Genomic DNA, 13,825 nt, shown 5'->3' with positions numbered 1-13,825 from the left:
AGGGATTTGAATGGGCGTCATTTTATCCCGACCGCGCCGGCCGCCTTGATTTGAGGCGGGACAGGCTTGTCCCGCCTCAAGCTTGGGCGTCTGCTCAATTGCCGAACAGCGTGCGATAGACCAGCGAAATCCCGTTGACCGAGCCGCCCTTCAAATCCAGGGACAGACCACGCGCCAGCCGGTAACTTGCCCGGCCCACGGTGTCGCTGCCCGAGAGCGCCTGCTCGACGCTCAGCGTGATGCCATTGGCGAAGTTCTTGCTGGCCACCAGGAATTGCGTGGACAGGTCGCTGCCGATGTCGCGGTTCACGTTGCCGGCCACCGTGCGGTCGGGCAGGATGCTGCCCGAGCTGCCCATGTTGCCGGTGCGCACGGCCACGTCGTCCAGGCCGAACTGCTTGTAGAACGGCTGCCCGCCGCCCAGGAGCGCCGTGCCGATCGATACGAGCAGGGCCGCGTCGCCGCCGCTTTCGTCCGGCCCCCGGCCCAGCAGCAGCCACGACAGCTTTTCGACGTCGCTGACTTCGGGATAGGACACCAGGTCGATGCGCGGCCGCTGGGCCGTGCCCACCACCCGCACGCCGGCCTCGACCAGTTCGCCCGTGCGCAGGGCCTCGATGTCCAGGATGGGATTGTCCAGCCGGCCCTGGAAGGTCAGCGTGCCGCGGCTCAGGCGCAGCCGCTGGCCATAGGCCTCGATGCCGCCGCCGCGCGTGCGCAACTGGCCCCAGCCCGTCAGCCGGCCCTCATTCAGGCGGATCTGGATGGAGCCGAGCAGACCGGCGTCCAGCCCCATGCCGGTGATGTAGAAGCGCGGCCCCATGTCGAACTTCAGGTCCATGCTGGTCTGCAGGGGCGTGGACACCTTGCCGGGTTCGTCGCCCGCGCGGATCACGCGCACGTCATCGTCCAGCGTCGGCACGCCCTGCAGGATTTCCAGGCTGAACCAGCCGGCGTCTGCGCTCAGATCGCCCACGATTTCCAGGCGCGGCATGGCCGCCCGCACGTCGACCGTGCCGGATACCATGGCGTAGCGGTCCGAGCGCTGCAATGCCGGGAAGCGGAACAGCGTCAGCCGGATTGCGCCGCCGCCGTCCATGATGTTCCAGTCGCCCTTGGCTTCCGCGTACCCGCCCTTCGCGCCGGGGTTCGTGGTGATCCATTCCTTGGTGCGCCATTCGGCCGGCATGACGCGCAGCGACGCCGGAAAGCGCAGGCTGTCCAGGATGAGCCGCTGGCCGTCCAGACGCGCGGACAGCGTGCCGTCGATCAGCCGCACGCCGTCGTCGATGCGGACCAGCCGCAGCTTGTCGCCCCGGATGGTGCCCGTCGCGCCCCATTGGCCCGCCAGCGTGCCCTGCACGTCGATGTTGGCCTTGAGCGTGCCGCCGACCTCCATGGCGTCGCCCACGAAGAGGCCCACCCAGGCGAGGTCCGCGATATCCGCGTTCAGCCGCGCCCGCAGCGGCTGGCGCGTATCCAGCGCCATGCCGCCTTGGGCGTCCACCAGCAATACCGCCGTGCCAGTGCCGTTGATCGAGCCCATCTTGTCCGTCGACAGATCCAGGCGGGCATCCAGCCGGCTGGCGTTGGCCGACGTGGGCGTGGCGGTCACGTCGACGACCAGCGTCTTCACCCCCAAGGGGATGGGCGGGTCGCCCGGAATCAGCAGATCGCCCGTACGGCGCGCGATCCGGGCGCGGCCCGCCAGGCGCCCGTCGAATTTCAGATCCCACAACAGGTCGAGCGCAATGCGGCGCTGGCCGTCGGGCACCACCGCGTTCACGCGGCCGGCATTGCGGCCCAGCTTGGCCGCGGCTTCCGGGTCGAACGCGCCGATCACCTGGCGTGCCACGGTCGCGGTGATGACCAGATTGTCGGACTGCCCGGCGGTTTCCCAGCGCTTGCCGCCGCCGCGCGAACCCTGGTGCGCCACGGTGAGGCGCTCCTTGCCCGGCAGGACGAGGCTCAGCGCGGTCTGGCCCACCTGCCATTGCCACTGCGGCGCCACCGCCGCAGGCAGGAAGGACAACGTGACCGGCCGGTCCACGGAGACGGCGAACCCGGCGGTATCCGCGCCCAGCCGCGAGAACGTGCCGCGCCAGCCCACCAGCGCCGCATCCGGCTGGCCGGCAGGTCCCCTGCCCCAGCCGCCGTTGAAGGTCAGGTTGGCCTGCGCGCGCGATTGCCCGATGATGCCCGGCCGGGGCCGGGGCGGCGTGTAGCTGGCGGTGATCTCGCCGCGGTGCGCGGCCACCGTGCCGTCGATGCGGGCGCGCACCTCCGCGCCGCCCGGCACATCCGGCCAGAAGGCGTCTAGCTGCGGGGCCTGGGCGTCCAGCGTGATCGCGCCGTTTGCCGCGCCCAATTCGCCCGTCGCGCGCACGCGGTTGCGGCCCAGCCGCAAATCCACGTCCAGGTCGTGGATCCGCAGGCCGGCCAGCGGGTCTACCGACGGATCCGGCGCGGCGCTGCGGGCAGGCGCCGGCGGGGCGCCTGTTGCAGCGGCATTGGTCGCAGCAGCAGGTTGCGCAGCGTCGGCTGCCGCAGCACCGGCTGGCGCAGCACCGGCTGCCGCGGCGACGTCCACCTGCGCCTTCAGATTCCCGCTCAGTGCTTGCCGGTTCCAGCGGCTGCCTTCTTCAAACCGCAGACTGACGGCCGCATGGCGCAGCTCGCTCAGGTTTTCGATATCGGCCTGTACATCGGCGCGTACGGTAAGCAGCGCCGGCGGAATGGCTGGGCCCGTCCACGGCGCAAGATCCAGCCGCTGCGCGTCCAGCGAGCCGACGATCCGGTTGCGCCCGGGCGCATCACCCGCCTGCAGGTCAAACTGCGCGGCCAGCGTGGACTTGTCCGGCAGCTGCGCGCGCGCCCGGGCACTGCGCAGCACCAGCGCCGTGCGCGGCGCCAGATCGGCCACCACATCCAGCACCAAATTCGAACCCGTGCCGTCCACCTTCGCCTGAATGCCGTCGAGCGATCCGGCGGCGTCGGCGCGCAGCACGACAAGGCACGTGGGCGCGGGCGGGCCCATCGCCGGCGCCGCGGGCTCGGTTTTGTCCTTGTTGCTCTTGTCGCCTTCCGCGGCGTCGGCAGGGGCCTTGGCCGCCGCTGCCGGCTTGACGGCAGTTGCGCCCTTCGCGCCCTTGCCCCCCGCATCCGCCGCACGCGCGCCTGCGCGCTTCGCGCCGTTCTGGGCTTTGGGCGCTTCCACCTTTTTCACCGGTTCGCCGTCCTTGGCGCCGGGCTGCGCCTGCCCGGCCACCGGCCCGAACACGCCGCTCAACCGGTCGGCCTGGCACAAGGGGGAATCGGGGCCCGCGCCGCGCGCCGTGACGTCCAGGCGCGCCGCGAACGGCCACGGGTCGGCCAGGTCCTGCAATTGCGCCTGGCCCGTCACATCGGCCTCGCCCACGTCGTGTCCGACCCGCAAGCTGGCAATACGCAACTGCGCGCCCTGCTGGCCCGCGGCGAACGTGGCGTTCAGGTCGTTCAGGGTGACGGGCAGCGGCTGGCCGTCCTGGGTGAACTGGAAATCGCCCAACGCCAGCCGGTCCACGGCGATGGTCACCGGCAGCTTGGGCAGGGTGAAGGGTTCGCCGTCGTCTTCGGCAGGCGGCGCCTCGGGCGAGGACACCATGTCCACGCGCACCGAACTGGCCGACAGATTGCGCACGTGCAGCAGCCGGTCGCCCAGGGCGCGCCAATGCACGGCCAGGTCCAGATCATGGATATCGATGTGCGTGCCGCTGGCCGTCAGCGTCAGCTGGCCCACGGTCACCCCGCGCAGGAGCGAGCCATTCACGTCCAGCGCCTGGCCGTCCAGCTGCTGCGCGGCCGTCGTCAGCAAGAGGCGCGTGCCGTTCTGCGAGGCCACGAGCCAGAAGATGAATCCGGCCGCCAGTGCGGCCAGCATGGCAAGCCCGGGCAGCCACCACACCAGCACATGGCGCAGGAATTTACGCACGAACTTCAAAACGCGATCCCCAACGAGAAATGCAGGCGCAGGTCGCGTTCACGCTGGCCGTAGGCCACGTCCAGGAACAACGGGCCGGCCGGCGTGCGCACGCGCGCGCCGACGCCGTAGCCCACGGACATCTTCATGTCGCCGAACGATTCGGCGGCATCGCCCGCATCCACGAACACGCCCATGCCCCAGCGCTCGTCAAAATAGTGGTCGTATTCAATGCTGCCCACCAGCAGCGTGGGCGCGCCCACCACGGCATTGTCGCGGTGCACGCCAATGCTTTGGTAACGGTAGCCGCGGATGGTGCGCGCCCCGCCCGTCCGAAAGCCAAAGTCGTCCGGGACCTGCACGTCGCCGTTGGACCACACGCGGCCGACTTCGCCGCGGATCGTCAGCACGTCCAGCTTGCCGATCGGCCACCACTTCTGGCCGCGCAGCCGCAGGCGCGTGTAGGGCTCGCCCGTATCCAGCGTAATACCCACGCCGCCGCCCACGGCAATCAGGTTGCCTTCGCGCGGATCGTATTTGTTGTCCACGTCGCGCCGCAGCCATTCGGCCGTGGTGGTCACGGTGGGCAGCGTGTAGCTGTCGCCGCCGTCGATCTTGACGTGGTCCTGCGCCAGCAGCACGCCGTAGCGCGTTTCGTATTCGACCCGGCTGTCGCCCGCGCCCTTGCGCTCCTGCGTTCGCGTGGCGCCCAGCGCGTAGCGGGTCACCTCCAGCCCCTGGATGTCGGAGCGGTCGGCCAGGATCCCGAAGGAATCGCGGTAGCCGCGCTCGGACGGCGGCAGCAGGATATCCATGAAGGCGCGCTGGCGCAGCCGGTCCACGCCAAAACCGGTTTCCATCGTGACCGGCTGGCCGAACACGACGTTCTGACGATACAGGGACTCCACCCGCACGCCGGCCTCGTCGTCCACGCCGATCGACGCGGAAAAGCGCTTGGGCGGCGCCTCCACCACGCGCACCTGCACAGGCAGCGTGATTTCGCCGTCCGAATCGAACTGCGCGGGCGGCGGGGGCAGGCCGCCCGACACCGTGGGATCGCCCGCCGGCGCGGCCGCGGCGGCGTCTTCGGCGCCCGGCCCGCGGGCACGGTCAGAGATCGGGTCCGTGGGCTGATCGGTCTGGCTGGGCGGCTCCTGCAGCGAAACGAACGCGCCGCGGAAGAAGGCGGTCGATTGCAGGTCCTGCTGCCACTGATCGAGCCGGTTCTGGTCGAACGCGGCCCCCACGTTGTAGCGGACGTAGCGATCAATCAGCGTCTCGGGCACCCGCTTCAAGCCCTGCGTGTTGAGTTCGCCCATGCGCACCTGCGGGCCGCTGTCGATGGTGACGTGCAGATGCGCGACCGCGTTGTCGGCGTCGATGTCGGCGCGCGAGGACGTCATGCGCGCCAGCAGGAAATCGCGCGTGGAAATCTCGTCCAGCAGCGTGGCCTTGGCGCGGTTCCAGTCGCTATTGATGAAGGGCTGCCCTTTGCGCAAGCTCCAGTCGTCGCGCAGCCGCTGCACGCGCTGCGCGTACTCGGGGCGCGTGATGCGGCCCGTGAACGCCAGGTTCACGGATTCGACGGTCGTGCGCTTGCCGGGCACGATGGCGATGTCCCAGGTTTCGCCTCCGATATCGGTGCCGGCCTCGAGCGTGACCTTGGGCGAAAAATAGCCCTGGGTGGCCAGCGCCGCCAGCGTCGCATCGCGCGCGCGCCGGCGCAGGCGGTTGATTTCACCGCCGTCCTGGTCTTCGGCCAGCCGCGCAATCGCATCGACCGCCTGGGTGATCGCCTGTAGCGCGGCCGGGGGCACGCCCCCCGGGTCCACAATGACTTCGGGGCGCTTGGCCAACGCCTCGCCCGCCAGCATGCACAGTCCTGCCAAAAAGGCGCGGGCAGCCCACCGCATGCTTCAGGTCGGTTGCTGGACGACGATGGAAGGAAACTTTCCGGCCATGTCGCGCGGAAGCGCCGCAACGCCCGCGGCCAGCTTTCGAGCGATCGCGCGGTACAGCGACGCAGCCTCGCTGCCGGCGTCGGACACCACCGTCGGCGTGCCGGCGTCGGTCTGCTCGCGAATCGCAAGCGTCAGCGGCAGGCTGCCCAGCCACGGCGTCTGATACTGCTCAGCCATGCGCTGGCCGCCGCCCTCACCGAAGATGTGCTCGGCGTGGCCGCACTGCGAGCAGATGTGAATGGCCATGTTCTCGACCACGCCCAGAATCGGCACTTCGACCTTCTGGAACATCTTCAGGCCCTTGCGCGCGTCCAGCAGCGCCACGTCCTGCGGCGTGGTGACGATGACCGCGCCCACGACCGGCACCTTCTGCGCCAGCGTCAGGGCCACGTCGCCCGTGCCGGGCGGCATGTCGACGATCAGGTAATCCAGATCGCGCCAGTTAGTCTGGCGCAGCAGTTGCTCCAGCGCCTGCGTGACCATCGGACCGCGCCAGATGGCGGGGGAATCGGCGTCGATCAGGAAACCGATGGAGTTGGCCTGCAGGCCGTGGCCGGTCAGGGGCTCCATGCTCTTGTTGTCCAGGCTTTCGGGACGCCCGGAGATGCCCAGCATCGTCGGCACGCTGGGGCCGTAGATATCGGCGTCCAACAGTCCGACCTTTGCGCCCTCGGCCGCCAGGGCCAGGGCCAGGTTGACGGCGGTGGTGCTCTTGCCCACGCCGCCCTTGCCGGAAGCGACCGCAATAATGTTGCGCACGTTGGGCAGCGGCTTCAGGCCCTTCTGCACCGCATGGGCGGCTACCTTCCAGGTGACGGTGACCTGCGCATCGGGCGCGCCGGCTTGCGCCAGCGCGCGCACGGCGATGTCGCGGACCTGTTCGCGGACGGCGTCGGCGGGATATCCCAGCTCCAGCGTCAACGCGACACGGCCGCCAGCCATTTGAATGTCACGATCTTTTACAGAAACGCCCAAATCCAAACCGGTATTCGGGTCTTGCGCGGCGCGCAGTGCGGCGCGGATGTTTTCTATCGTTATACTCATGTCACTATGGTTCCGTAGGCAGCGCGGCGTCTGCGGGCCGCCATCCCCTAAAGGATAGCGGATACACGGGAACCTTTCGCTGCGTTTTGCATCCGACATTCATGACCAACACACTTATCCGCTTCTTTCGTGCCGTCCTATTCGCCGCCCTGGCCTTGATCGGCATGGCGATGGCGCTGGTGTTCATGCTTTCCACGGCATTCGCCGTGGCGATCCTTTATGTGGTCGCCAAGGTGCGCGGCAAGCCCTTCGGCGTTCGCGCCTATTGGAGCCAGCGCCAAGGCGCCCGCCCTGGACCCTTCCAGTCCGCCACCGCTCCGTTTGCCACGCAACCGCGTGGCGACGTGATCGACGTCGAGGCCCGCGAAATCCGCTGACGGCGGTTTTCCACTGGCTTGCGCGTCATTGCGCGCAAGCTGGCCGTTTCGTGTTGCGCAAGGTCGCACCAGACGCCACGGCCGCTTTTCCCTCAACCCGCCTGATTCGCATCGATGCGATGGGCGGGTTGTGTGCTTTCCGGGGCCCCGCCGCGGGCAGGCCTGCGCGCTTGCCCTAAAATGGCCGCCAAATCCCTTTTCCCCTCAACCTCAGTCGACAACCATGTCTCGCACCCTCTTTGTCACCACTGCGCTGCCCTACGCCAACGGATCCTTCCACATCGGCCACATCATGGAGTACATCCAGGCCGATATCTGGGTTCGTTCGATGCGAATGGCGGGCCACACGGTGCACTTTGTGGGCGCGGACGATGCGCACGGCGCGCCGATCATGCTGAAGGCCGAAAAGGAAGGCATCACGCCGCAGGCGCTGGTTGCGCGCTACGCGGCCGAGCGCCCCCAGTATCTGAACGGCTTTCACATCCGCTTTGACCACTGGCACTCGACCGACTCGGCGGAAAACGTTGCGCTGTCGCAGGACATCTACCGCGCCCTGAAAGCCCAGGACCTGATCGAAACGCGCTCCATCGAGCAGTTCTACGATCCGGTCAAGGGCATGTTCCTGGCCGACCGCTACATCAAGGGCGAATGCCCCAAGTGCCACGCCAAGGACCAGTACGGCGACTCCTGCGAGGTCTGCGGCGCGGTCTACGCGCCCACCGACCTGATCAACCCGTACTCGGCGCTGACGGGCGCCACGCCCGTCCTGAAGTCGTCCGACCATTTCTTCTTCAAGCTGTCCGACCCGCGCTGCGTTGAATTCCTGCAGCAGTGGACCACGGGCGCGAACCGCCACGGCGGCAAGCATCTGCAGCCCGAAATGCTGGCGAAGACGCGCGAGTGGCTGGGTGGCGAAGACGGCGAGGCCAAGCTGGGCGACTGGGACATTTCCCGCGATGCGCCTTACTTCGGCATCGAAATCCCCGACGCGCCGGGCAAGTATTTCTATGTCTGGCTGGATGCGCCGGTGGGCTACCTGGCGTCGCTCAAGTCGTATTGCGCGGTCAAGGGCATGGACTTCGACGCCCTGCTCGACCCCAACGGCGACACCGAACAGGTTCACTTCATCGGCAAGGACATCGTGTACTTCCACGCGCTGTTCTGGCCCGCCATGCTGAAGTTCGCCGGCCGCAAGACGCCGGACGCCGTCAACGTGCACGGCTTCATCACCGTCAGCGGCGAAAAGATGTCCAAGAGCCGCGGCACCGGCATTTCGCCGCTGCGCTACCTGGAACTTGGCATGAATGCCGAATGGATGCGCTACTACATCGCCGCCAAGCTGAACGCGCGCGTCGAAGACGTGGACTTCAATCCCGAGGACTTCATCGCCCGGGTGAACAGCGACCTGGTCGGCAAGTACGTCAACATCGCGAGCCGCGCCGCCAGCTTCATCACCAAGCACTTTGACGGCGTGCTGGGCTATTCGGGCGACACGGCCGCGCTGTCCGCCGAATACGCCGAGCAGGCCGAGTCGATCCGCGCCGCGTTCGAGGCCCGCGAATACAACCGCGCCATCCGCGAGATCATGGCCTACGCCGACCGCATCAACCAGGCGTTCGACACGGCGCAGCCGTGGGTGCTGGCCAAGGGTCTGGCCACGGCCGAAGACGCGCAGAAGGCTGCGCTGCAGGACATCTGCTCGCGCTCGCTGGCCGGCTTCAAGGCCCTGTCGGTGATGCTGGCCCCCGTGCTGCCCCAGCTCGCCGAACGCGTTGCGCTGGAATTGTTTGGCGCGCAGGCGCCGTTCACGTGGGCCGATGCCGCGGTGCTGCCGCAGCGCGTCGCGCCGTTCAAGCATCTGATGCAGCGTGTCGAGCCGCAGATGCTGGAAGACCTGTTCGAGCCGCCCGCCGCGCCCGTCGTGGTGCCCGGCGGCGAGCCGGTGGCCGAGACCATCTCCATCGACGACTTCGCGCGCGTCGACCTGCGCATCGCGCAGATCGTCAATTGCGAACACGTCGAAGGCTCGACCAAGCTGTTGCGTCTGACGCTGGACGTGGGCGAAGGCCGCCACCGCAACGTGTTCTCTGGCATCAAGTCGGCCTACAAGCCCGAAGACCTGATTGGCAAGCTGACCGTCATGGTCGCCAACCTGGCCCCGCGCAAGATGAAGTTCGGCGTGTCCGAAGGCATGGTGCTGGCTGCCAGCCATGCGGATGAAGCCGTGGACGCCGGCATTTACGTGCTGGAACCGTTCCCCGGCGCCAAGCCCGGCCTGCGCGTGCGCTAAGCGGCGCCCCCCATGCAAAGAGCCCGCAAACGCGGGCTCTTTTTCGTTGCAGCGCCGGATCGGATCAGGCGTTGCTGGGCGCCAGCGCCGGATCCAGCGAGATGCGCTCGTCGAAAACGAAGCACTTGCCTTCGTAGCCGGGCCCGCCCGTTTCCTCGAAATACTTGAGAATGCCGCCGTCGAGCTGATAGACGTTTTCGATACCGGCCTCGTTCATGAAGATGGCGGCCTTTTCGCAGCGGATGCCGCCCGTGCAGAAACTGACGACGGTCTTGCCCTCGAGCTGGGCGCGGTTCGCCTGCACCGCCGCAGGAAACTGCGTGAAGCGATCGATGCGCCAGTCGATGGCGTTCTTGAACGTGCCCTCGTCCACCTCGAAGGCGTTGCGCGTGTCCAGCATGACCACGGGACGGCCCTCGTCGTCCACGCCTGCCGCCAGCCAGCGCGCCAGCGTGTGGGCGTCGACACCGGGCGCGCGGCCCGCCGCCGGACGGATGGCGGGATGGTTCATGCGGATGATCTCGCGCTTGATCTTGACCAGCAGCTTGCGGAACGGGACTTCGGTGCTGTGGCTGAACTTGACCTCCAGGTCCGCGAAGCGCGGATCGGCACGCAGACCCCGCAAAAAGGCGTCGATGCCGTTGGCCGCCCCCGCGAGGAACAGGTTGATGCCTTCCTCGGCCAGCAGGATCGTTCCCTTGAGCCCGGCGGCGGCGGCCTCGGCGAGCAAGCGTGCGCGAAGGTCGGGCAGGTTATCCAGCGAAACGAATTTGTAAGCGGCGATATTGACGACGGCAGTCATGGCAAAGCAGTGAAGATGGGCGATGAAGCCCGTAATAGTAATCGCTGGGCGGCGCACGCCTTCCCGGCCGCTGCCCCAGCCGCTGCACTCAAGGGCTGACGACCTGCTGCTCCACGACGGCGTCCAGCACCCAGCGCAGCGGGGACGCCCCCATCGGCGGATTCGGATCCTCGATTTCCACCACCCGCAGGCGATACCGCACCCCGGGCTGGAAGTTGAAACCGGTGATCTCGCCGTGCCAGACCTGCCAGGGTTGCGATGCGCTGTCGCGAACCTGATAGCACAGGGCGCGGCCAGCGCCGGTCTGGCAAGGCACACGCTCGGCGTTCACATAGACCAGTTTGGCGGCGCCCAGCTGGCCACCCGCGACGGGATCCACGCGCCGTCCGAAATCCAGCGTGTCGCCGGTGCTGAGCTTCCACGTCATGCGCTGCGGGTTATTGGTGTTGTCGAACGACGTGGCGGTGATGCGTGTGAGCGCCGCCAGATACGCGTGCTCGATCTGCATGACGTTTGGGGCGCAGACCATCCGGGTGGATACGGGATCGGCGCGCACGATCAACAGTCCGTTGGCGATGGTGTAGGGAGCGTTGTAGGTATTGCAGCCGGCAAAACCCATGAGGCGCGGCGAGCCCTGGTCATGGATGAACGCGGCTGTGATGGGGCGTTGCGATGCCGAAGGATGCGGCACGGGGCGCAGCGCGCCCCCGGGCAGCGTCCAGCGCGCCAGCTCCCAGTTCGTCTGCACCAGAACGTCGGATGCCGAGGCCGGCTGGAACCGTGGATCCTGGCCATCGGCCGCGCGCATCGGCGGCGACGAGCAGGCCACGAGACTCGCGCACAGCAGGCCGGGCGCCAGGCGGCGCAGAAAAGTTGGGTTGCGCATGCAGGTTCTCGAATCGCGCCTGGGCGTCGGGTCAGGGTGTCGGCGGATCCTGGCGGCGCTCGAACTCCAGCACGTCGCCGCCACGCAGATTGAATGTCAGGTGGCGCGGCGCGCCACCGCTATCCAGCGTGAACGTGTCGATGGCACGCAGCGCGCGCAGGTAATCGGCTTCCAGCTTCGCGCGCTCGGCGGGCACGCACGCCATGCGCGTGGAGGCAGGCGCGTCGATGACGAGCTTGTTGCGCTCGAGCTTGTACGTGCCGGTGTAACGGTTGCAGCCGGAGAATCCGTTGACCTGGTATTGCTTGCCCTGCGCGAGAAAGGTCAGGCGAATGGGTTCGCCGTTGTCGCCGTGCGGAATGTCGCGCAGCGCGCCGCCGGGCTGCGCCCAACGGACCAGTTCCCAACTCGTCTGCGCCAGCGAATCCTTGCTGGTGGCGGCGCTGGCGGCTGCGGCGCCTTCAGGGCGCGCACCGCCGGTGCCGGCGCAACCGGCCAACGCCGCGGTAAGCAGCGCGAGGCAGAGCAATCTGCCGTGCGGGGACAGGATGGTGGGCATGGACGGGACTCCAATGGTTCGTACCGTCGTACTGTAACCGGCCTCGCCCAGAGACGCGATTTTCTCCGTCCGACAGCGGTATCCAAAAGATGCACGATTGAGCCGGAGGTTCTAACGCTGATGATCTCCGGTTCTGCATCGAATGCCGCATGGCGGGGGGTCAAGCCGACGCGCAGAATCGATGACAGTTGATGACTCCGGCCTAAAAAGTAATACAGGGAAAGAGGAGCGGAGCCCGCGACTACCGCATGCGCAGTGTCCGGCCCATCGGGCCTGAGAACAATATCCAACGGGGAGATGCGCGATGGGCTTTTTGAGAACCTTACTGGCACTGTCAGTGGTGCTGGACCATCTGGGTGGCGGCTACGCAGACCAGTTGGTCGGCGGCAGGCTTGCCGTGCAGCTCTTCTATGTCATCTCCGGCTTCCTGATCTCGTACGTGCTGACGGCCACGGATCACTACCAGGGCGCCACCGGCAAATTCTACGCAAACCGCTTCCTGCGGCTTTTCCCCATCTACCTGTCGGTGGCGGCGTTGACGCTCACGGCCCACATCGTGAGCGGCGGCTCGTTCTTCCGCATCTACGAAGCCCTGCCCTTCAGCGCCGAAGTCTTCCTGTTCTTGTCGAACCTTTTCATCTTCGGCCAGGACTGGCTGATGTTCTTCGGCATCCGCGACTCGGCCCTGGCCTTCACGGGCAGCTTCGCTAACAGCGACGTGCCGCTGTACAAGGGCCTGCTGGTGCCGCAGGCCTGGACGCTGGGCGTCGAAATGAGTTTCTACCTGGTGGCCCCGTTCATCCTGCGTTCGCCGCGCAAGCTGCTGGCCTTGCTGGCGGCATCGCTCGCCCTGCGCGCCATCCTGATCTGGACTGGGGTCGGGCGTTCCGATCCCTGGACCTACCGGTTCTTCCCCACGGAGCTGGCGCTGTTCCTGATCGGCTCGCTGTCGCACCAGGTGGTGTTGCCGCGAATGAAGGCGTGGACACAGCGCGTCAAGCGCCTGCCCGAGCTGGGCACGGGCATCCTGTTCCTCTACGTCGTGGCGCATTTCTCGATCGGCATCAATCCGACCGTGCGCGATGGCCTGGCTGTCCTGCTGTTTGCCGCGCTGCTGCCGCTGGCGTTCCTGTTCCAGTCGCGCCACCGGCTGGACAAGGCAATCGGCGAGTTGAGCTATCCGCTCTACATCTGTCACATGCTGGTGATCATGGCGTTCAGCTGGCTGATGCACGACGTGCAGGAACACCAGCCCATGCTGTTTGCGGCCATGTCGATCACGGGTTGCATCGGATTCTCGGCGGTCTTGAACTACCTGATCGCGGATCCGGTGGAGCGCCTGCGCAGCCGTCTACGTACCGATCCGGCGGGCGGCACCGCGCCCGCGGACGCCTCGCGGCGCCCGCAAGCGCCCGCGCAGCCGATTGGGACTATTCACCGCGTGCCTTGATGTAGGCGCTGAGCACCAGCTCGATCTGCCGTTTTTCCTGTTGGCTGAGGCGGGCGTAGGCCGAATACGAGATTGTCTCGAAGGGCCAGGCGGCGGGGTTGGGGGTCTCGGCGGCGGAACCGGCTGCAATGTGTCCGTGCGGTGCGTCCACCATGGGGCCTTCGCCGGTACTCAGCCACAAGGGATTGACGCGCAGCGCGCGCGTCAGCTTGATGAGCGCATCGCTGGAAGGCTGCTGGCGCTGCCCGCTTTCGTAGTTGCCGATGGCGCTTTGCGACAGGTTGCTTGCGACCGCCAAGTCTTTTTGAGTCCATCCCTGAAGCATTCTTGCGTTGCGCAGACGATGGCTAAACGTGTCCAATCGATCAACCCGAGACATTAATTGTTTGGTTTTATTTGATTAAAGCATTTCAGTTCCGCGGCCAAATAAACGGATTAGGCCCCTATTTCCGGGCTAATCCATAAATCGCCGTGAGGCCCCCCTGGCCCCGCGTACAA

General features: G+C 67.1%; 10 protein-coding genes. 3 read left to right on the top strand and 7 right to left on the bottom strand.

The features are described 5' to 3' along the window. Positions 1 to 94: 94 nt before the first annotated feature. The 3 genes from ASD87_RS19255 to apbC are packed head-to-tail and all read right to left on the bottom strand — an operon-like array spanning position 95 to position 6,963. The gene (locus ASD87_RS19255; protein WP_056325960.1) at positions 95 to 3,919 is read right to left on the bottom strand and encodes a translocation/assembly module TamB domain-containing protein; all 3,825 of its coding nucleotides are present in this window, start codon (positions 3,917 to 3,919) and stop codon (positions 95 to 97) included. A 56-nt stretch (positions 3,920 to 3,975) separates the two neighbouring features. Beyond that, positions 3,976 to 5,871, bottom strand: coding sequence for an autotransporter assembly complex family protein (locus ASD87_RS19250; RefSeq protein WP_056325212.1), 1,896 nt, complete (start codon positions 5,869 to 5,871; stop codon positions 3,976 to 3,978). Between the two features lie 3 nt (positions 5,872 to 5,874). Continuing rightward, positions 5,875 to 6,963 (bottom strand): iron-sulfur cluster carrier protein ApbC, encoded by a 1,089-nt coding sequence (apbC, locus tag ASD87_RS19245; RefSeq protein ID WP_056325209.1) that lies wholly within the window; start codon positions 6,961 to 6,963, stop codon positions 5,875 to 5,877. Positions 6,964 to 7,064: 101 nt separating this feature from the next. Between apbC and ASD87_RS19240 the strand changes: the two genes are divergently transcribed. Further along, on the top strand, positions 7,065 to 7,340 hold the full coding sequence (locus tag ASD87_RS19240) for a hypothetical protein (protein WP_056325207.1): 276 nt from the start codon (positions 7,065 to 7,067) through the stop codon (positions 7,338 to 7,340). A gap of 130 nt (positions 7,341 to 7,470) precedes the next feature. Then, positions 7,471 to 9,630, top strand: coding sequence for a methionine--tRNA ligase (gene metG, locus ASD87_RS19235; protein ID WP_255357276.1), 2,160 nt, complete (start codon positions 7,471 to 7,473; stop codon positions 9,628 to 9,630). Positions 9,631 to 9,694: 64 nt separating this feature from the next. On the opposite strand, the gene ASD87_RS19230 is transcribed toward metG, so the two are convergent. From ASD87_RS19230 to ASD87_RS19220, 3 genes are all read right to left on the bottom strand, one after another. After that, positions 9,695 to 10,432, bottom strand: a complete 738-nt coding sequence (locus tag ASD87_RS19230) for a sulfurtransferase (protein ID WP_056325201.1) — start codon at positions 10,430 to 10,432, stop codon at positions 9,695 to 9,697. An 88-nt stretch (positions 10,433 to 10,520) separates the two neighbouring features. Beyond that, positions 10,521 to 11,318 carry an META and DUF4377 domain-containing protein gene (locus ASD87_RS19225; protein ID WP_056325199.1) on the bottom strand — a complete coding sequence of 266 codons (798 nt, stop codon included), beginning with the start codon at positions 11,316 to 11,318 and terminating at the stop codon, positions 10,521 to 10,523. A 31-nt stretch (positions 11,319 to 11,349) separates the two neighbouring features. Continuing rightward, positions 11,350 to 11,877 carry an META domain-containing protein gene (locus ASD87_RS19220; protein WP_056325197.1) on the bottom strand — a complete coding sequence of 176 codons (528 nt, stop codon included), beginning with the start codon at positions 11,875 to 11,877 and terminating at the stop codon, positions 11,350 to 11,352. A gap of 304 nt (positions 11,878 to 12,181) precedes the next feature. On the opposite strand from ASD87_RS19220, the gene ASD87_RS19215 reads away from it, so the two are divergent. Next, positions 12,182 to 13,327 carry an acyltransferase gene (locus ASD87_RS19215; protein WP_056325194.1) on the top strand — a complete coding sequence of 382 codons (1,146 nt, stop codon included), beginning with the start codon at positions 12,182 to 12,184 and terminating at the stop codon, positions 13,325 to 13,327. Here ASD87_RS19215 and ASD87_RS19210 read toward each other — a convergent pair. Continuing rightward, on the bottom strand, positions 13,308 to 13,706 hold the full coding sequence (locus tag ASD87_RS19210; protein ID WP_082586358.1) for a helix-turn-helix domain-containing protein: 399 nt from the start codon (positions 13,704 to 13,706) through the stop codon (positions 13,308 to 13,310). The two genes, ASD87_RS19215 and ASD87_RS19210, sit on opposite strands and share 20 nt — an antisense overlap. Between the last annotated feature and the right edge of the window lie 119 nt (positions 13,707 to 13,825).

The sequence above is a fragment of the Achromobacter sp. Root170 genome (genome assembly GCF_001428165.1).
Taxonomy (GTDB): domain Bacteria; phylum Pseudomonadota; class Gammaproteobacteria; order Burkholderiales; family Burkholderiaceae_B; genus Achromobacter; species Achromobacter mucicolens.
The sequence above is the reverse complement of the archived record's forward strand: the minus strand, read 5'-3'. Positions and strand labels throughout refer to the sequence as shown.